A 20,555-nucleotide genomic window follows, 5' to 3' on the forward strand; every position below is an offset into this window, starting at 1 on the left:
GGGGGCGCGGCGGTCATGCCGGTCGTCCTCAGGGGTGCTCGGGTGGGCTGATCCGGGACTCCTCGATGGCGGAGCCGGTGACGGCCCACTTCCGCAGGATCCGGTCGTAGGTGCCGTCCTTGATCAGCTGGTTGACGGCGGCCTGGAAGGCGGGGGTGAGCGGCGAGCCCTTCTTGAAGGCGAAGCCGACGTCGAGCCGGTGGAACTCGCTCAGGAACCTGGTACCGGCGGCGGGTTGGGCGGCCTGGTAGCGCAGGCCGTTGATGGTCGACATGACGACGTCCACCCGGCCCTGCTGCAGGCTGCTGAGGATGGCGGCGGTGTCGGAGTAGACCTTCACCTCGAAGGGCTTCTTGCCGGCGCCCGTGCAGACGTCCTTCTTGGCGTTCAGGGTGCTCTCGAAGGTGGTGCCCGCACCGGTGCCGATGGTCAGCCCGCAGAGCTGGGTCAGGTCGGTGACGGGCTGGACGGCGGTGTTGTCCTTGCGCACCGCGAAGCCCTGGCCGTCGTCGATGTAGGTGACGAAGTCGATGCTCTTCAAACGGGCGCTGGTGACACCGAAGTTGCCGGTGCCGACGTCGAACTTGCCGCTGCCGAGCGCCGGCAGGATGCTCTCGAAGGCCGCCTCCTGGCGCTCGACGCGGATGCCGAGGACCTTGGCGACGGCATCGGTGATGTCGATGTCGACGCCGGCCGGCTGCTTCGTCGCCGGGTCCGAGTAGAACGCGGACGGCGGGTAGCCGAAGGAACTGCCGACCTTGACGCTCCCGGCCCCGCGCACCTGCGCGGGCAGCAGCGCCGCGATGGCGTCCACCTGCTGCTCACCCGTGACCACGTCCTGGCTCGAAGTGCCGGCCGGCGCAGTGGCGTTGGAGGCGCAGCCGGCCAGCAGCACGGCAGCGGCGGCCACCGCGGCGGCGGCGAGTACGGCTCTGGTCATGCCTGGAACGCGATCAGCTGGTGGCGGTCCTGCTCGGCGCGGGCCGCCTTCGCCGCGTCCCGCCTGGCGACCTCCTCGCGGACGATCGGGATGACGTACCGGCCGAAGTCGATCGCGTCGTTCAGCAGGTCGTAGCCGCGCGCGGAGAGGATGTCGACGCCCAAGTCGTAGTAGTCCAGCAGCGCCTGGGCGACCGTCTCGGGAGTGCCGACCAGGGCGTTGGAGTTGCCCGCACCCCCGGTGGCGGCCGCGGTCGGTGTCCACAGGGCGCGGTCGTAGCGCTCGCCCGCCTTCGCGATCTCCAACAGGCGCTGCGAGCCGGTGTTCTCCGGCCGGTAGCTGCCGTCGGCCGCAGGCTGGTACCGGCGGCGGACCAGCTGATCGCCGTTCGCCTTGCGGGCGTTGATGGCGTCGACGGTCCGGTAGGCCTTCTCCCACGCCAGCTCCTCGGTCGGCGCGATGATCGGGCGGAAGGCCACCTGGATGCGCGGAACGTCCGTCCGACCCGCCGCGCGCCCCGCCGCCTTCACGGCCTCGATCTGCTCGGCTGTGCGATCCAGCGGCTCCCCCCACAGGCAGTAGATGTCCGCCTCGGCGCCGCCGGCCGCATAGGCGGCGGGGGAGGAGCCGCCGAACGAGACGTTCGGCCGGGGCTGCTGGACCGGGAAGACGTCGGAGACGAAGTCCTGGAAGCGGTAGTACTCGCCATCGTGGTCGAACGGCTCCCTGCTGGTCCAGATCTTCTTGACGATCCGGATGTACTCGCGGGTCCGGTCGTAGCGCTGGTCCTTCGTCAGGAAGTCGCCCTCGCGCTGCTGCTCGTGGTCATTGCCGCCGGTGATGAAGTGCACGGTCAGGCGACCGCCGCTGATCTGGTCGAGAGTGGCGAAGGTCTTGGCGGCGAAGGTGGGGTAGGAGACGTTGGGCCGGTGCGCGAGCAGGATCTGCAGCCGCTCCAGCCTGCCGGCGAGGTACGCGGCCGCCGGGGCGGGGTCCGGAGAGCCGGCGCCGTAGGCGAACAGGACGCGGTCCCAGCCGTTGTCCTCGTGGGCGCGGGCCAGCCGCAGGGTGTAGTCGCGGTCGAAGGCGGCGGTGGTGCGGGCGGTGGTCTCCGAGCCGTCGGCGGTGGCGGCGATTCCCAGGAACTCGACAGGCATGACGGTTGGGCCTTTCGGAGGGTGGGATGCTGAACTGGCCGACAACCAGGGGCCGTCGGCGTACGGCAGAGCGGAATCAGGTGCGTGTGATGGCCGGTCAGCTGGAGCGAGCGGCGAGGGGGAGGACGGCAGCGTGCGCCCGATGTCCGTCCGTGCGGTGACATCCGCGCACAGGGAGCGGATGGCTGGACGGGGTTCCCGGCCCGCGACGGGGCGACCGAGGGAGGTCTCCGAAGGAGACAGCGACCCGGGGCGGCTCCAGCACTCGCTGGCGCCCGCCGGTCGCTGGTGGGCCGGTCAGACGGCCCGCTGCCGGGTCAGCCGCGACACGCCGCGGACCACACCCGACCGAAGTCGATGTGGTCGCGGGTGACCAGGGGCTGGGCGGCGTTCATGGCGTAAGTTGAGCAGTGAAGCGGGAGTTCGTCAACCACCGTCCGACCACCGGGACTCCCGCCGGTTCCTTGACAGGGCAAGTCGGCTGCCCCGTACGATCGTAGGCGGAGCGAGTGAGCAACGGGCCCAGTGCCCGGCCGCGTTGAGGGACGCGGTTGTGCGTGATGGCAGCCCGTGATCCACTCTGCCGCTCTGGAGTCCGCCCTCATGGCCATGCCGCAGGACATCCTGCCCGCCACCAACGCCGCACCGGCCGAACCGGCCCCCGACCCCGCCGCCGCGATCGTCGTGCGCCGACGCCCCGGCCGGCTCCTCGCGGGTGCGCTCGTAGCGCTGCTCGTGCTGGCGGTACTGGACTCGCTGGTCCGCAACGCCGCCTTCCAATGGGCCGTGGTCGGCCACTACTTCACCTCCGCCGCGATCCTGGACGGCCTGCTGCTCACGCTCTGGCTGACCGCCGTGACGCTGGCCCTGGGCTTCCTCCTCGGCACCGGCCTGGCGGTGCTCCGGATGTCCGACAACCCAGTGCTGCGGCGGGTGAGTTGGGCCTACATCTGGGTCTTCCGCTCGACACCGCCGCTGGTGCAGCTGCTGTTCTTCTTCAACATCGGCGCGCTCTATCCGACGCTGAGCCTGCGCATCCCGTTCGGCGGGCCGGAGTTGGCCCACGTCAGGACGGTCAACCTGCTCGGTCCGACGGTGACCGCCGTGGTCGGACTCACACTGCTGGAGGCCGCGTTCGCCGCCGAGGTGGTGCGCGGCGGGATCCTGTCGGTGGAGCGCGGGCAACTGGAGGCCGCTCAGTCGCTGGGGCTCGGTCGGCTGCGCGTGCTGCGCCGGATCGTCCTGCCGCAGGCGATGCGCTCGATCGTGCCCGCGGCCGGCAACATGCTGATCGGCGCACTCAAGGGAACCAGCATCGTGAGCGTGCTGGCGGTGCACGACCTGCTCTACTCCGTCCAGTTGGTCTACAACCAGACCTACCAGATCATCCCGCTGCTGACGGTCGCGACCCTCTGGTACCTCGCGGTCACCAGTGTGCTCGCCGTCGGCCAGCACTACCTGGAGCGGTACTACGCCCGCGGCCACCGGCCGGGCGGTGCGGCATGAGCACCTTGGTGATCGTGGGCGCGGGACCGCGCGCAACCGGCCTGCTGGAACGGATCGTCGCCAACGCGCCGGAACTCCTCCCGGCGGACCGGCGCCTGCACATCCACCTGGTCGACCCGCACCCGCCGGGCGCCGGCCGGATCTGGCGCCACGCGCAGTCGCCGCTGCTGCGGATGAACTCGATGGCCGAAGACGTCACGATGTTCACCGACCCGAGCTCCACCATCGAAGGACCAGTGCGCCCAGGCCCGTCACTCGCCGAATGGGCGCAGCGGATCCGCGAGTCCGAGCCGTACGAGCTGCCGGCGGATCCCGGGGTGGCCGCCGAGCTGGCCGCCCTGTCGCCCACCGACTTCCCGACCCGGCGGGCCCAAGGCGCCTATCTGCACTGGGTGTTCCGGCGCACGCTCGCCGACCGCCCCGAGCACATCACCGTCACCGTCCACCAGGCGAGTGTGGTCTCGCTCGCCGGGCCGACCGACGGGCCGCAGGAGGTGCGGCTGACCAACACCACCCTGCTGGCGGACCAAGTCGTCCTGACCCTCGGCCATCTGGGCTCGGCACCCGACTCCCGGCACCAGGAGATGGCGGACTTCGCGGCCCGGCACGGCCTGTTCCACCTCCCGCCCGCCTTCTCCTCGGACGTCGACCTGTCCGGCCTCGCCCCAGGCGAACCGGTGATCGTGCGCGGCTTCGGCCTGGCCTTCATCGACCTGATGGTGCTGCTCACCGAGGGCCGCGGCGGCCGGTTCGAGCAGGCCGGGACCGAGCTGGTCTACCGCCCGTCCGGGCAGGAACCGGTGATCCACGTGGGCTCGCGCCGAGGCGTCCCGTACCACTCCAAGACCGCCTACCGGCTGCAGGCCCACCGGCAACGCTGCCGCGGTACTTCGGCGCCACCGTGGTGGACGAGCTGCTCGATCGGCCGCACCGACTGGAATTCCGGCGCGACATATGGCCGTTGATGGCCAAGGAGATCGGCTTCGGCTACTACCACGAGCTGTTCCACGCCCACCCCGAACGCACCGCCCTGCCCTGGGCGGACTTCCTGGCCGCCTACGACCGGCTCGACTGGTACTCCCCGACGCTGGCCCAGCTGATCGGCGTCGCGGTCCCCGAGCCCGCCGACCGGCTGGACTTCGAGGCACTGGACCGGCCGCTCGCCCAGCTGGAGTTCGACACCGCCGAGCAGTTGCAGAAGCAGCTGCGGGACCACATCGCCGACGACGCGGACCGGCGGTCCGACCCGGCGTACAGCGCCGACCTGGGAGCGTTCCTCGCCCTGCTCTCGCTCTTCGGCCAGCTGCCCCGGGTGGTCTCCTCGGGGCGGCTCACCGCCCGCTCGATCGCCGAGGAGCTGGACGGCTGGTGGAGCGGGTTCTTCAACTTCCTCGCCTCCGGGCCGCCCGGCTTCCGGCTGCGCCAACTGCTCGCGCTGTCCGAGGCGGGCGTGGTGCGCTTCCTCGGCGCGGACATCCGGGTGAGCGCGGACGAGGCGGCGGGCAGCTTCCTCGCGACCAGCCCGACCGTGCCCGGGCGGGTGGTGCGGGCCGACGCGCTGATCGAGGGGTACCTGCCGAAGCACACGCCGGCCCGCACGGACGATCCGCTGCTGCGCGAACTGCACCGGGTGGGCGAGATCGCCGAGGAGGTGGTCGCGGACGACACCGGCACCCACCGCTCCGGCCTGGTGGCGGTCTCACCGCCCGACGGCCGGATGCTCGACCCCACCCTGGGCGGCGCCCCGCACCCCCGGCGCCGCGCCCTCGGCCCGCACACCAACGGCCGGGCCTACGCGGCCTTCGCCCGGCCCGGCACCAATGCGCCGGCCTTCCGGCAGAACGACGCCGCGGCGCGGGCGATCCTGCGCAGCCTGGCCGAGGAGGCATGTCTCCCTGTGCCGGGGCGGTGAGTGTCGGCCCCACCGCCCCTCGGCACGGCTCAGCGGGCGCGGGTCAGACCGGTCCTGATGGTGAGCGCGTCGACGAAGCCGTCGAGGGCGTCCAGCAGCCGGAGTTCGGCCTCGGGGCGGATCCGGGCCGCACCGCCGGCCAGCCGCTCGACGTCCTTGTCGAGCAGGAAGCAACCGGCGACCACATGCCGCGCACCCAGGGCCGACAGCACCGGCCGCAGGGCGTAGTCGATCGCCAGCAGATGGGCGAGGCTCCCGCCGGTGGCCACCGGCAGCACGGCCTTCCCGGCCAGACCCGACTGCGGCAGCAGGTCGAGGAAGGACTTGAGCAGGCCCGTGTAGGACGCCTTGTAGACGGGTGTGGCGACGATGACCCCCTCGGCCGTGGCGAGCGCGTCCGCCGCGGCACGGATGGCCGGACTGTCCGACCGCCCCGCGAGCAACTCGGTTGCGGGCAGCTCGCGCACAGCGAGCTGCCGTGCCGCGATGCCTCTCGCGGCGAGCTGGTTCACCAGGTGTCCGGTGACCAGAGCGGTACGGGAATCGACGGACGGGCTTCCGGATATGGCGAGGACAGAGGTCATCTGCTGCTCCAGGCTCGGGAACTGGCCGCAGGCACGTGCGCGCGGTGGAGAATTCGCATGGCGATACCGGGAGTCGGACTCGACGGTTCATCGCGCGGCGAGACGATTCCGCTCCCGGACCTGAAACCGAACGGATCATCCGGGGCGGGCAACGGTGGAACGAGCTCAGGCGGGGATCAGCGACCGACCGGACAGAGGGCGCTCGCGTGCCGTCGCAGATCGACGTGCAGGCGCGCCACAAGGCTCTGAGCTTGACTCACAGCAGGAGCATGCAGGACATCCCGCCGCTTCGTCAACGATGGACCGTTCTCATCGCCCCGTGGTGATCGCCCTGGTGGAGCGGATGGCTCTCGCAGTGGCTCAGGGAGATCACTGCACAAGGGGGCTGCTGCGAGCCGCCGGTCAAGTGGCGGCGATATGGCGGGTCCTTGGCGTGGTGCGCTGACCGGCCAGAACGCCAGCCTGATCACCGGCAACCGCAACCGCAATCGGCGGTACACCTCTCGGTGCTGACGGATAACGAGTCGGCCGCCTTATGCTGACGAACGTTCGTGCTGTAAAGCTCGAACGACTGCGGCGGAGGGGCGTGGTCCAGCGTGCGACGGCCCCGCCGGCCGGCGCACCAGACCTGGACACGGGGGAGGAGAACGAGTGCAGTACGGGATTCTGGGGTTGTTCGAGGTCCGGTTCGACGGCGCTTCGGTGGAGGTCCCCAGACCTCGCCAACGCGCCGGGCTGGCTCTGCTACTGGCCAACACCAACCGTCCGGTGAGCATCGACCGGATGGTGGACGCGCTGTGGGGTGAGGCCCCGCCGCAGACCGCCCGCGCCCAAGTGCACAAGGTGGTCTCCGCCCGCCGGCAGGTGCTCCCGCCGGCGGGCTCGCGCCTGCCCACCTTCGAACCGGCGGGCTACCGGCTCGCGGTCGACGAGGCGGACCTGGACGCGACGGCGTTCGCCGCGGCACTGGCCCGGCCGCTGCCGCGGGCCCTGGAGTCCGTCCACCTGATCGAGTAGTCGGCCCCCGGTGGACGCTACCGGCTGCCACCGTCTCTTGCCCCCGTGCCCCGCCGACCCGGCGGCTATGAAGGGTACTTGGGGCGCTCGAGCTGTTTGCCGTCGACGAACAGGTCGACGCGCTCGTTGTAGAAGGCGATCAGGCCGGCGATCGGCTGTACCTCGCGGGTGGGGAAGTCGTAGCACCAGGCGAGGTCGGGGTGCAGGCGGTCGCCGATCCTGGCGGACCAGTAGCCGCTGGTGGTGCCCTTGTAGGGGCAGCGGGTGACGGTGTCGCTGGGCTCCAGTCTGCTGAAGTCGACATCGGTGCGATTGAGGTAGTACCGGGTCGGAAGCAGGGTCTCGAAGACCAGCACCGGCGACGAGGACTCGGCCAGCACCACTCCGTTGCGCTCCACCCGTACGGTCCGGGTGGAACGCAACGCGTCCACTCGCACATACGGGTTGCGCGGGTGCACGAAGACCTGCTCGTCCTCCTCGTACCAGGCGTCCAGCGCGGCCCAGGTGAACCGCACGGTGCCACTGAGCCCCGGGACCGGCGACTCGCCCATCACCCGCGCGGCCCGCGGCCGCAGCACCTCACCCACCCGCAGCCCGAACCACTGCGCCGTCCCGCGCGAACTCTCATCCGAGCCGGCCTCCTCGTCCGGCACCAGCAGTTCCGCCCGCACATCGGCCAACGGGATGTAGAACTGCGGAAAGTACGGCTTCTCCCAGACGTAGCGCGCCTGCGCGGTGTCGAAGACCGTCTCGCCACCCAGTACCGCGCGGACCCGCCGGGGCACCGGCTCCACATGGTTGACCGGCATGGTCACCGGCGGCAGCTTCAGCTGATCGTCCATCAGAGTCCCGCCTCCTCATCGGCAGGCGCGGCCCGGACGCCTGCGCCCCAGTCGACAGTCAACCACGACACCGCAGTCCCATGCCGTTGTGCTGGTGCCTACCTGTCGGCGCGTCGTCGGCCGTCCGGTCGCTCCGCGGAGGCGTATCGAATCCCTCGGGAAGGAGTCTTCGCCGAAGCCAGCGCCGCGCTCCGCGAGCCGGTCGAGGACAGCCGCCGCGTCGAGAGGCCGGCGGCAGCACACGTGGTACTGATGGTCAGGGTGCTGGTACACGTGGGCGAGAGCGTGGGCCGTCAACCGCTCGGCGGCCCCGTAGACCGCATGGACGCCGACGAGTTCGCCGTGCCGGTCGTACCGCAGGTCGAAGGTGGTGGAAGGGCCATCGGCCGTGTCGTGCCCCGACCGGTCGATCCCGTCCAATCCCCGCGCCTGCGGTAGCGAGAGGCCACGGATCACCAAGTGACCGGCAACGCCTGCAGGCCGCGGAAGACCAGTTCCGGCACGTAGGTGAGCTCGGACTCGTCAACGGCGAGGCGCAGTCCCGGATACCGATTCACCACGGACCCGATCGCCACCCGCATCTCCCGGCGGGCCAATATCGCGCCGAGGCAGAAGTGCGGTCCGTGCCCGAAGGCGAGGTGCGCTGCCGGTCCTTCGCGCGTGATGTCGAACCGGCCGGGATCCGGGTACACACCGGGGTCGCGGTTGGCCGCGACGATGACCGGCAACACCGGTTCGCCCGCCCCCAGTTCGACGCCCTCCAGATCGACGGGATCGGTCGTGACCCGGACCTCGGCCGAGGTGAAAAGCCTGCTGTAGCGCAGTAGTTCGTCGACCGCCGGTCCGATCAGGTCCGGTGACGACCGCAGCAGCGCGAGTTGGTCCGGGTGGCGCAGCAGGGTCAGCAACGAGTTGCCCAGCTGGTTGACGGTCGTCTCGTGGCCGGCGATCAGCAGGCCCTCGAGGTTGGCCAGCAGCTCGGGTTCGGTGAGGTGGTCGCCCTCGTCGTTGGCGGCGACCATCGCCGAGATCAACCCGTTGTCCGGCTGCGCCCGCTTCTGACGCACCAGATCGGCGAGCCAGTCCTGCATCTCGCTCTGTGCGGCCCGCAGTTCGTCCGAAGTGATGTCCGTGACGAACAGCCGCCTGGTCCACCTACGGATGGCCTCCGCCTCGGAGTAGGGCACGCCGAGCAGCTCGCAGATGACCATCAACGGCAGTGGAGCGCAGAGACCTGCCACAAGATCCGCGGTTGGATCGAGGGAGTCGAGCAAGGAGTCCACGATGGACTGCACGCGTGGCTCGAGCTGATCGACCATGCGTGGGCTGAACGCCTGCGACATCAGCTTGCGCAGGCGGGCGTGGCGCTCGCCGTCCAGGCTGGTGACCAGTAACGGGTCGGCGGCGACGGACAGTTTCAGCGGGCTGCCCGGAAGTGTGGCCGCCTCCCGGCTGAACCGGCTGTCGCTCAGAACCTGGCGCACCGCCTTGTAGGAAAGGGCGAGCCAGACGTCTGCCGTACCCATCGTCGCGAGGACGACCGGAGCCTGCGCGAGCAGAGCCTCGGCTTCGGGCTCGTTGTCGAGGTGGTGTGGTGTGGTGAGGGGGAACGTGGGTCGCATCGCTGCCTCCTGACTGGATGTCACCAGGCCCGGGCACCGGGTGCCGGGCGCGAACGGCCGGGACCGATGCACGGATCGGTGACAGCTGGGTTGGGTGCCGCCGGGGGCGGTGGCGCTTCGCGATCGTCTCGAAGTCGATGGGGGTCGAATGGTTCAGCCGGAGCTGTCGGCGGCACCGGTGGTCGGTTCGCTCGATCCGGGTAGTGATCGCCGCGCGGAGGTTTCCCGGGTGGCCGGATGACGGTCGAGGACGTTCTTCTGCGCGAGTGCGAATGGGATTCTAGGGCGTTGTCACCGGCGGCGTCGACGGTGCCCATGAACCCGGCCCGGTCGCGGTACTACAGGACGTGGACGAACTACGGTGACCGCACCGGCAGGTTCACCGGCAGATTCGCCAGCAGGTCCGCCGGCGGACACTGCGACGGGCCGTCCGTAAGCAACGACGCGTTTCATGGGGCACGGGACGGATCTCGCCAAGGTGCCTTGGTCATGCAGGCATATGACGTTGTGTGCCTCGTCTGAGACAGCCTTCGCCTGGCCTATGGCGATGGCGTGATGTTGCTGCAAAGATCCTTCACGCGGTGGGACGATCACCGCCTCGGCCCCTACGCACAGCTCACCAGCGCATCTTCCTCAAAGAGCGTCGCCAACGCTGTCGCTTTCGAGGACCGCTCCACTGATCCAGGCGCCCGAAGTTCGGTCGAGTCCGGGGTCGGATACCACCGGGGCGCCGGGCTGCCCGCGCGCTCGATGATCCGGCCGCTTGCGCGGCCGGATCCGCACCATTGGGACTCCTACGGAAACACCCCGCCTTCCTTCATTCCCCGGCTCATGAGGTGTCGATGTGATGCGCTTCCCCCTGGATTCGGACGCTGATCGTGTCGCTGTCATCGGAATGGCGGGCAGGTTGCCGAAAGCCCCGGATCCGGAGGCGTTCTGGCGACTGCTGTGCGACGGGGCCGACGCGATCACCGCGCCGCCCGTGGGCCGGCAGGGCGTACGGCACGGCGGCTACCTGGACCGGGTGGACGGCTTCGACGCGGCGTTCTTCGGTGTGTCCCCCCGTGAGGCCGCCGGCATGGACCCGCAGCAGCGGCTCATGCTCGAACTCGCCTGGGAGGCCCTGGAGGACGCCCGGACCGTGCCGAGCACGCTGACGGGCGGCCCGACGGGGGTGTTCGTCGGCTCGATGTGGGAGGACTACACGTCCCTGGCCTACCCCAGTCACATCACGCCGCACACGCTGACCGGCACCAACCGGGGCGTCATCGCCAACCGCGTCTCGCACTTCCTCGGTGTGCGCGGACCGAGCATGACGGTCGACACAGCGCAGTCGTCGGCGCTGGTCGCGGTGCATCTGGCGGTCGAGAGCCTGCGCCGCGGCGAGTCGGCGCTCGCCCTGGCCGGCGGGGTGAACCTCAACCTGACCGCCGCCCGCGAGGAGGGAGCGGCGGAGTTCGGCGGCCTGTCCCCGGACGACCGCTGCTTCACCTTCGACGCCCGGGCCAACGGCTTCGTCCGCGGCGAGGGCGGCGCCTTCCTCGTCCTGAAACCGCTGGACCGGGCCCTGGCCGACGGGGACCGCGTCTACGGTGTCATCCGGGGCAGCGCGGTCAACAACGACGGCGCCACACAGAGCCTGACCGTGCCCAGCGCGCAGGCCCAGGAACAGGTCATCCGCGAGGCACTGGCCCGCGCCGGCGTGCGTCCCGCGGATGTGCAGTACGTGGAGCTGCACGGCACCGGCACCGCTGTCGGCGACCCCATCGAGGCCGCCGCCCTCGCGGCGGCCTACCGCGACCCGGCCGGGTCCGGCGACGCCGACAGCGCCCTGCGGGTCGGATCCGCCAAGACGAACGTCGGCCACCTGGAAGGCGCCGCGGGCATCGTCGGTCTGCTCAAGGCCGTCCTCAGCGTGTACCACCGCGCACTGCCGCCGAGCCTGAACTACGAAACCCCCAACCCCGGCATCCCTCTCAACGCACTGGCGCTGCGGGTCCAGACCGCTCTGACCCCCTGGCCGCGGCCCGACGCGCCCCTGCTCGCCGGCGTGTCGTCGTTCGGCATGGGCGGCACCAACGCGCACGTGATCGTCGAGCAGGCGCCCGATGCGGCCGCGCCGCCGGCCCGGCGGCCCGCCCCTGAGGCCCGGCCGGCGCCGTGGATCGTCACGGCGCGGACCAAGCAGGCGCTACGAGCGCAGATCGAGCGCCTGCGCGAACACGCGCGCAGCCACCCGGACCTGACCGGCGCCGAGGTCGCGCACGCGCTGGCCACCACCAGAACCCGCTTCGCGCACCGCGCGGTCCTGCTCGACTCCGCCCAGGTCGCCGCCGGCCGGGCCGGCACCCCGGGCCGTACCGTCTTCGTGTTCCCCGGCCAGGGCGCGCAGTGGGTCGGCATGGGCCGGGAGCTGTACGCCGCGTACCCCGCCTTCCGGGCCGCCATGGACGAGTGCGCCCAGGCCCTGGCCCCGTACACCGACTGGTCCCTGGCCGATGTCCTGGACGGCGCCCCGCTCGACCGCGTGGACATCGTGCAGCCCGCCCTGTTCGCGGTGATGGTGTCCCTGGCGGCACTGTGGCGCTCCTTCGGTGTCGAGCCCGACGCGGTGGTCGGGCACTCGCAGGGCGAGATCGCCGCGGCATACGTCGCGGGCGCGCTGTCGCTGTCCGACGCGGCCCGGACCGTGGCACTGCGCAGCCGCGCGCTGGTGGCGCTGACCGGCCGGGGCGGCATGGTGTCCGTGGCCCTGTCCGCCGAGCGGGCCGAGGACCACGTGTCGCGCTGGGGCGGCGCGCTGACGGTCGCCGTGGTCAACGCCACCGGCTCGGTCGTGGTGTCCGGCGACACGCAGGCCCTGTCCGAACTGGTCGAGTCCTGCGCGGCGGACGGTGTCCGCACACGCGTCGTCCCGGTGGACTACGCCTCCCATTCCGCGCACGTCGAGGCGATCCGCGAGCGGCTGCACACCGAACTGGACGGTGTGCGGCCGCGGCAGGGCACCATCCCGTACTACTCCGCGGTCACCGGCGGCCTCCTCGACGACACCACGGGGCTCGACGCCGGCTACTGGTACCGCAACTTGCGCGAGCCGGTCCGCTTCGACCTGGCCACCGCCGCACTGCTGGCGGACGGGCACGACGTCGTGGTCGAGGTCAGCCCGCACCCGGTGCTGCTGCCCGCCCTCGAACAGATCCTGGAACAGGCACGCGAGCGGACCGGAGTGCCCGGCGTCGCCACCGGCACGCTGGGCCGTGACCGGGGCGGGCCGGACGCCTTCCTGACCGCGCTGTCCCGGCTGTTCGTGGCCGGCGTGCCGGTCGACTGGTCCCCGGCCGTCGCCGAGGCCGCGCCGGTCGACCTGCCCACGTACGCCTTCCAACGTCGTTCGTACTGGCTGCCCGAAGCGACAGCCGGGCAGAGCGGACGGACCCCGGCCGGCCCGGGGACGCACGCAGCGGAGACCGCCGCGCCCGCCCGGCCGGACGGCGGCCCGGAGACCTGCGACACCGGGGCGGGCGGCACGGACACGGGCGACCTCGAGTCGGGCAACACGGTCGACGCGGCAGCCGTGGTCACCGCGCAGATCGCGCTCGTGCTGGGCCACGAGAACCCCGCGGACATCGATCCCGCGCTCACCTTCAAGGACCTCGGCTTTGACTCGGTCACCGGGCTCGAACTGCGCAACCGCCTGGCCGGCGCCCTGGATCGGCAACTCCCCTCCGGTCTCGTCTTCGACCACCCGACGCCCGCGGAGCTGATCGACTGGCTGCGCACCGGCCCCGGCGACCGGCCGGCCCCCGCCGCCCCGGCCGCCCACGACGACCCGGTCGTCATCGTGGGGATGGGCTGCCGCTTCCCCGGCGGGGTGGCCTCGCCGGACGACCTGTGGCGGCTCGTCGCGGAGGGCGTGGACGCGATCGGCGACTTCCCGGACGACCGCGGCTGGGACCTGGGCGGCCTGTACGACCCGGAACTGCGCGGCGCGGGCACCACGTACGTCACCCGGGGCGGGTTCCTGGAGGCGGTGGCCGGCTTCGACGCTCCGTTCTTCGGCATCTCGCCCCGCGAGGCGCTCGCCATGGACCCGCAGCAGCGGCTCGTGCTGGAGACGGCCTGGGAGACGTTCGAGCACGCCGGGATCGACCCGGCCTCGCTGCGCGGCAGCCACACCGGGGTGTTCACCGGCGTCTGGTCGTCCGGCTACGCGACCGGGCCCGGCCTGCCAGAGGACCTGGAGGGTTACCTGTTCACCGGCGTCGCGACCAGCGTCACGTCCGGCCGGGTCGCCTACCACCTCGGGCTGCGCGGTCCGGCGCTGTCCGTGGACACCGCCTGCTCGTCGTCCCTGGTCGCCGTCCACCTGGCCGCCCAGGCCCTGCGCGCGGGCGAGTGCTCGCTGGCGCTCGCCGGCGGCGTCACGATCATGGCGACACCGCTGGGCTTCACCGAGTTCTCCCGCCAGCACGGCCTCGCGGCGGACGGCCGCAGCAAGCCCTTCGCCGCCGCGGCCGACGGCACCAGCTGGGCCGAGGGCGCCGGCTTGGTGCTGCTGGAACGACTGTCGGACGCCCGCCGCAACGGCCACCGTGTGCTGGCGGTCGTCGCGGGAAGCGCGGTCAACCAGGACGGGGCGTCCAATGGGTTGACCGCGCCGAATGGCCCGTCGCAGGAGCGGGTGATCCGTCAGGCGTTGGCGAATGCCGGGTTGGAGCCGTCCGAGGTGGACGCGGTGGAGGCCCACGGCACCGGCACCACCCTCGGCGACCCCATCGAGGCCCACGCCCTGCTGGCCGCCTACGGTCAGGACCGGGAGGAGCCGTTGTGGCTGGGGTCGGTGAAGTCCAACATCGGCCACACCCAGGCCGCCGCCGGCGTCGCGGGCCTGATCAAGATGGTCATGGCGATGCGGCACGGCGAACTGCCGCGAACCCTGCACATAGACGCCCCCTCCCCGCACGTCGACTGGGCCTCCGGCGGCGTCCGGCTGCTTGCCGAGGCCCGGCCGTGGCCGGAGCACGAGCACCTGCGCCGCGCCGGCATCTCGGCCTTCGGCATCAGCGGCACCAACGCCCACCTGATCATCGAGCAGTCCTCCGACCCGGACCCCGGCCACCTTCCCGAACCCGCCGGCCGGGCCGCCCCCACCGCCTGGCTGCTGTCCGCGAAGACCGACGCCGCGCTGCGCGCCCAGGCCGAGCGGCTGCACGCGTACGCGACCGCCCACCCCGACGTCCCGGCCGCCGCGATCAGCCGCGCACTGGCCGCCCGCACCCGGTTCGAGCACCGGGCCGCGGTGGTCGGCGCCGACCGGGACGACCTGCTGTCCGGCCTGGCCGCGCTCCCGCCGGGCCTGCCGGGCCTGCCGGCCCGTACCGGCGGGACCGTGTTCGTCTTCCCCGGACAGGGGGCGCAGTGGGCGGGCATGGGCCGTGACCTGTATGAGCAGTCCGAGGTCTTCCGCGCCGGCATCGACGCCTGCGCCGCCGCCCTGGCCCCGTACACCGACTGGTCGCTGGTCGACGAACTGTGCCACGGCTCGCTGGACCGCGTCGACGTGGTGCAGCCGGCCCTGTTCGCCGTCATGGTGGCGCTGGCCGACCTGTGGCGGTCCTACGGCGTGCAGCCGGACGCCGTGGTCGGCCACTCCCAGGCGGAGATCGCCGCCGCGTACGTCGCCGGCGCGCTGTCGCTGCGGGACGCCGCCAAGGTCGTGGCGTCACGGTCCAGGGCACTGGCCGTCATCGCCGACCGGGGCGGTATGGTGTCCCTCGCGCTGTCCGTCGAACAGGCTGCCGGCTACCTGGCCCGTTGGGGCGAGCGGCTGACCACCGCCGTGGTGAACGGACCCGCGGCGGTAGTGGTGTCCGGTGGCCTCGACGTGCTGGACGAACTGCTGGCCGCCTGCGAGGCCGACGGCATCCGCGCCCGCCGCCTGCCCGTCAACTACGCCGCCCACTCCGCGCAGGTCGAGGCGATCCGCGAGCAACTGCTCACCGAACTGGCCGACATCACGCCCCACTCGGCGCCGATCCCGTTCTACTCCACGGTCACCGGCGAGCCGGTCGACACCTCCGCCCTCGACGCCGGCTACTGGTACCGCAACCTCCGCGAACCCGTTCGGTTCGACCTGGCCACCGCCCGGCTCACCGCCGACGGCCACGACCTGTTCCTGGAGGTCAGCCCGCACCCGGTGCTGGTGCCCGCGCTGGATGTCGCCGCCACCGGAACACTGCGCCGCGATCACGGCGGCCTCACCGAGTTCCTCGCCGCGGCGGGACGCCTCTACGCCGCCGGAGCCGACGTCGACTGGATTCCGGTCCTGCCCCGCACCGCACCCAGGGCGGACCTGCCCACGTACGCCTTCCAGCGCGAGCCCTACTGGGTGACCGCGACCCCGCCGGTGCCCCGTGACGACTGGCGGTACGAGGTGGCATGGGCGCCGATGAGCGGTACCGCGGCCCCGGTGGACCCGGATCGCTGGCTCGTCCTGGCCACGACCGGGCACCCGTGGGCCGAGGCCCTGCGCGAACGGGGCTTCGCGGTGGCCGACACCTGGGACGTGGCCGACACCGGGGACGCCCGGCCCGGGCCGGACGGTGTGCTGTCGCTGCTGGCGCTGGACGAGGAGCCGCACCCCGACCACCCGGTGCTCCCGGCGGGCCTGGTCCGCACCCTGGATCTGGTCCGCACCCTGGACCCGGTGCGCAGCCTGGACCCGGTGAGGACAGCGGCCGTCCCGCTGTGGTGCGCGACCAGCGGCGCCGTGAGCACCTCTGGCACCGACCCGGTCACCAGCCCGGCCCAGGCCCTGGCGTGGGGCACCGGCGCGTCCGCGGCGCTGGAGTTCCCGCACGGCTGGGGCGGCCTGGTCGACCTTCCCGCCGTGCCCGACGAGGAGAGCGTGAACGCGCTGCTCGTCGTGCTCGCCGGCACGGGCGAGGACCAGGTGGCGATCCGCGGCACCCGGCGCTTCGCCAAGCGGCTGCGCCGCAAGGCCTCATCGGGCCCGGCCGCGCGGCCCTGGCGGCCGCGGGGCACGGTGCTGGTCACCGGCGGCACCGGCGCGCTCGGCGGACATGTGGCCCGCCGCCTCGCGCGGCAGGGCGCGGAGCACATCGTGCTGGCCTCCCGCCGCGGCCCCGACGCACCCGGCGCGGCCGGCCTGCGCGACGAACTGGCGGCAGCCGGGGCGCGGGTGACTGTGGCGGCGTGCGACGTGGCCGACCGGGACGCCTTGCGGGACCTCGTCGAGCGCGTCGGCGACATCCGCGCGATCTTCCACACCGCCGGCGTGATCAGGGCGACCAGGCTGGCCGACACGACACCGGCGGAGTTCGCCGAGGTCATCATGGCCAAGGTCGCCGGGGCGGCGAACCTGGCGGAACTCCTGCCGGACCTGGACGCCTTCGTCCTGTTCTCTTCCACCGCGGGCGTGTGGGGCGACGGCCACGGCGCGGCCTACGCCGCCGGCAACGCCTTCCTCGACGCCCTGGCCGCACAGCACCGCGCCCAGGGCCGCGCCACGACCTCCGTCGCGTGGGGCATCTGGGCCGAAGGCGGCATGGCGGCCCTGGAGCCCGTGCAGCGCCAGCGCGCCCTGCTCGGCCTCGGCGAACTGGACCCGGGCCGGGCACTCGACGCGCTGCAGGACGTCCTCGACCACGACGAGGCCCTCGCGGTCGTCACCGAGGCCGACTGGGCACAGTTCGCCCGCGCCTACACCCACGCGCGGCCGAGCCGGCTGCTGCGGGACCTGCCCGAGGCCCACAGCCGGCCGCAGGTCCCCCGACCCGCGCCCTGTGCCGGCGGCACCGACCTGCTGGAGTTGATCACCACCCACGTCGCCGGGGTGCTGGGACACGCCACCCCCGAGCGGCTCGACCCCCGGCAGGCGTTCAAGGACCTGGGCTTCGACTCACTGACCGCGGTGGAACTGCGCAACCGCCTGACCGCCGCGCTCGGGGTGAAACTGCCCGCCACCCTCGTCTTCGACCACCCCACCCCGGCACGGCTGGCCGCCCACCTGTCCGGCGAGTCCGGCGAGCAGGACGCGCCGCAGTCCCCGGCCCCGGCCGCGACGGACGAGCCGATCGCGGTCATCGGCATGGGCTGCCGCTACCCCGGAGGCGTCGGCACCCCCGAGGACCTGTGGCGGCTGGTCGCGGACGGCGTGGACGCGGTCGGCGACTTCCCGGCCGACCGGGGATGGGACATCGACCGCCTGTACGACCCGACGGGAAGCCGCCCCCGCACGTCGAGCACGTCCCAGGGCGGCTTCCTCGACGCCGCCGGCGACTTCGACGCGGCGTTCTTCGGGATATCGCCCCGCGAGGCGCTCGCCATGGACCCGCAGCAGCGCATCCTGCTGGAGACCGCGTGGGAGACCATCGAGTACGCCGGTATCGACCCGACCACGCTGGAGGGCACACCCACCGGCGTGTTCACCGGCATGTGGTCCACCGGCTACGCCGCCGGGCCGGTCCCCGACGACCTGGAGGGCTACCAGGTCACCGGCACCGCGTCGAGCGTGGGCTCCGGCCGGCTGGCGTACCAGCTGGGCCTGCTCGGCCCGGCACTGTCCCTGGACACCGGCTGCTCGTCGTCCCTGGTGGCCCTGCACCTGGCCGCTCAGGCGCTGCGCTCGGGAGAATGCTCCTTCGCCCTGGCCGGCGGCGTCACCGTCAACGCGGCACCCACGCTGTTCACCGAGATGTCCCGGCAAGGGGCGAGCGCGCCCGACGGCCGCAGCAAGTCCTTCGCCGCCGCGGCCGACGGGGCGGGCTGGGCCGAGGGCGCCGGCCTGCTGCTGCTGGAACGCCTGTCCGACGCCCGCCGCAACGGCCACGAGGTGCTGGCGGTCGTCCGAGGCTCTGCCACCAACCAGGACGGCGCCTCCAACGGCCTGACCGCGCCCAACGGCCCCTCCCAGGAGCGGGTGATCCGTCAGGCCCTCGCCAATGCCGGGTTGGAGCCGTCCGAGGTGGACGCGGTGGAAGCCCACGGCACCGGCACCACCCTCGGCGATCCCATCGAAGCCCAGGCACTCCTGGCGACCTACGGCCGGGACCGGGTGGAGCCGTTGTGGCTGGGGTCGGTGAAGTCGAACATCGGCCACACCCAGGCAGCGGCCGGCGCGGCCGGCCTGATCAAGATGGTCATGGCGATGCGGCACGCCGAACTGCCGCGGACCCTCCACGTGGACGCGCCCACCCCGCACGTCGACTGGGCCTCCGGCGCGGTCCGCCTCCTCACCGAACCGGTCGCCTGGCCCGGGACCGGGCGGCCACGGCGGGCCGCCGTCTCCGCCTTCGGCATCAGCGGCACCAACGCCCACGTCATTATCGAGCAGAGCATCCTCGAACAGCCTGCCGAGGCCGACTCCGCCGCACCCTCTCCCCGGGGCCGCGCGGACGACCAGGTCCTCTGGCCGCTGTCGGCCAGGTCCGAGGTGGCGTTGCGGGAGCAGGCGCGCCGGCTGGGCGCCTTCACCGCCGTACATCCCGAGGTGAGCCCGGCGGCGGTCGGGGGCGCTCTGGCTGCCCGCACCGTGTTCGAGCACCGGGCCGTGGTGGTGGGCACCGCCGGGGCCCTGGAGGCCCTGGCCGTGGGCGGTACGGCGCCGGGTCTGGTCACCGGGACCGTCCGCCCGCTGGGTCGGTCGGTGTTCGTGTTTCCGGGGCAGGGTGCGCAGTGGGTGGGTATGGGCGGGGAGTTGTACGGCTCGGAGTCGGTGTTCCGGGAGGCGATCGATGCGTGTGACGCGGCGTTGGCGCCGTACACCGACTGGTCGTTGGTGGAGGTGCTGATCGGTGGTGGCTCGCTGGAGCGGGTGGATGTGGTGCAGCCCGCCTTGTTCGCGGTGATGGTGGCGCTGGCGGAGTTGTGGCGTGCCCATGGTGTGGTGCCTGATGCCGTGGTCGGGCATTCGCAGGGGGAGATCGCGGCGGCGTACGTGGCGGGGGCGTTGTCGTTGGAGGACGCCGCCAAGGTGGTCGCCCTGCGCAGCAAGGCCCTGGTCGCCCTGGCCGGACACGGCGGCATGGTCTCGGTCGCGCTGTCCGCGGACGACGCCGCCGGCTACCTCAGCCCCTGGGGCGACCGGATCACCGTCGCGGTGGTCAACTCCGCCTCGACCGTCGTCGTGTCCGGCGAACCCGGGGCCCTGGACGAACTGCTGGCAGCCTGCGCCAGGGACGGCATACGCGCCCGCGCCATCCCCGTCGACTACGCGGCGCACTCGGCGCAGGTCGAGGCGATCCGCGAGCAGCTTCTGACCGACCTCGCGGACATCCGGCCCAGGCCTGCGGCGATTCCCTTCTACTCCACGGTCACCGCGGAACCCGTCGGCACCTCCGCCCTCGACGCCGGCTACTGGTACCGCAACCTGCGCGAACCCGTTCGGTTCGACCTGGCCACCGCCCGGCTCACCGCCGACGGCCACGAGGTGTTCGTGGAAGTCAGCCCGCACCCGGTGCTGGTGCAGGACCTGGACGGCGTGGCGACCGGCACCCTGCGCCGCGACCACGGCGCCATCGGGGAATTCCACACCGCCCTGGCCCGCCTCCACGTCCAGGGCGTCGCCGTGACCTGGCCGCACGACCGCCCGCACGGCGTCAGGCTGCCGCGCTACGCGTTCCAGCGCAGCACCTACTGGCTCACCCCCGCGGCCGGCGACCACGGCACCGGGCACCCGCTGGCGGGCACCACGGTCGAACTGCCCGACGGGAGCACCGTCCACAGTGGCCGCGTCTCCACCCGCACCCACCCCTGGCTGGCCGACCACGCCGTTGACGGCACGGTCCTGCTGCCGGGCACCGCCTTCCTCGAACTCGCCACCCTGGCCGGCGGGACCCTTGACGACCTCGTCCTGCACCTGCCCCTCGCGCTCTCGGACACACCCACGGACATCCAGGTCTCGGTCGGCGCCCCGGACGACGCCGGCCGCAGCCCGGTCACCGTGCACTCCAAG

The 20,555-nt window shown here is 72.5% G+C and carries 7 protein-coding genes and 2 pseudogenes; 4 read left to right on the plus strand and 5 right to left on the minus strand.

Annotated features, from left to right (window positions below; translation table 11 throughout):
• Window positions 1–28: 28 nt before the first annotated feature.
• Together E6W39_RS38050 and E6W39_RS38055 are read right to left on the minus strand one after the other, a co-directional pair.
• Complete coding sequence (locus tag E6W39_RS38050; protein WP_141637345.1) at window positions 29–940, minus strand: ABC transporter substrate-binding protein; 912 nt, start codon at window positions 938–940, stop codon at window positions 29–31.
• A complete protein-coding gene (locus tag E6W39_RS38055) occupies window positions 937–2,097 on the minus strand; it encodes an LLM class flavin-dependent oxidoreductase (protein ID WP_141637346.1) in 1,161 nt (386 codons plus the stop codon). The genes E6W39_RS38050 and E6W39_RS38055 overlap by 4 nt, the downstream gene beginning before the upstream one ends.
• Window positions 2,098–2,700: 603 nt before the next feature.
• On the opposite strand from E6W39_RS38055, the gene E6W39_RS38060 reads away from it, so the two are divergent.
• Window positions 2,701–3,603 carry an amino acid ABC transporter permease gene (locus E6W39_RS38060; RefSeq protein WP_141637347.1) on the plus strand — a complete coding sequence of 301 codons (903 nt, stop codon included), beginning with the start codon at window positions 2,701–2,703 and terminating at the stop codon, window positions 3,601–3,603.
• Window positions 3,600–5,515: pseudogene (locus E6W39_RS38065) on the plus strand (FAD/NAD(P)-binding protein). The gene E6W39_RS38060 and the pseudogene E6W39_RS38065 overlap by 4 nt, the downstream one beginning before the upstream one ends.
• Before the next feature lie 29 nt (window positions 5,516–5,544).
• Here E6W39_RS38065 and ssuE read toward each other — a convergent pair.
• Complete coding sequence (gene ssuE, locus E6W39_RS38070) at window positions 5,545–6,099, minus strand: NADPH-dependent FMN reductase (protein WP_141637348.1); 555 nt, start codon at window positions 6,097–6,099, stop codon at window positions 5,545–5,547.
• Window positions 6,100–6,750: 651 nt separating this feature from the next.
• Between ssuE and E6W39_RS38075 the strand changes: the two genes are divergently transcribed.
• Window positions 6,751–7,116 carry an AfsR/SARP family transcriptional regulator gene (locus E6W39_RS38075; RefSeq protein WP_181799645.1) on the plus strand — a complete coding sequence of 122 codons (366 nt, stop codon included), beginning with the start codon at window positions 6,751–6,753 and terminating at the stop codon, window positions 7,114–7,116.
• 65 nt (window positions 7,117–7,181) lie between these two features.
• Here the strand turns inward: E6W39_RS38075 and E6W39_RS38080 are convergent, their stop codons facing one another.
• Window positions 7,182–7,958, minus strand: a complete 777-nt coding sequence (locus E6W39_RS38080; protein WP_141637350.1) for a DUF427 domain-containing protein — start codon at window positions 7,956–7,958, stop codon at window positions 7,182–7,184.
• Window positions 7,959–8,410: 452 nt separating this feature from the next.
• On the minus strand, window positions 8,411–9,580 hold the full coding sequence (locus E6W39_RS38090) for a cytochrome P450 family protein (protein ID WP_141637351.1): 1,170 nt from the start codon (window positions 9,578–9,580) through the stop codon (window positions 8,411–8,413).
• Between the two features lie 847 nt (window positions 9,581–10,427).
• Here E6W39_RS38090 and E6W39_RS38095 point away from each other — a divergent pair.
• Window positions 10,428–20,555: pseudogene (locus tag E6W39_RS38095) on the plus strand (SDR family NAD(P)-dependent oxidoreductase); the annotation flags it as partial.

Origin of the sequence: Kitasatospora acidiphila (assembly GCF_006636205.1) — a bacterium.
Lineage (GTDB): Bacteria > Actinomycetota > Actinomycetes > Streptomycetales > Streptomycetaceae > Kitasatospora > Kitasatospora acidiphila.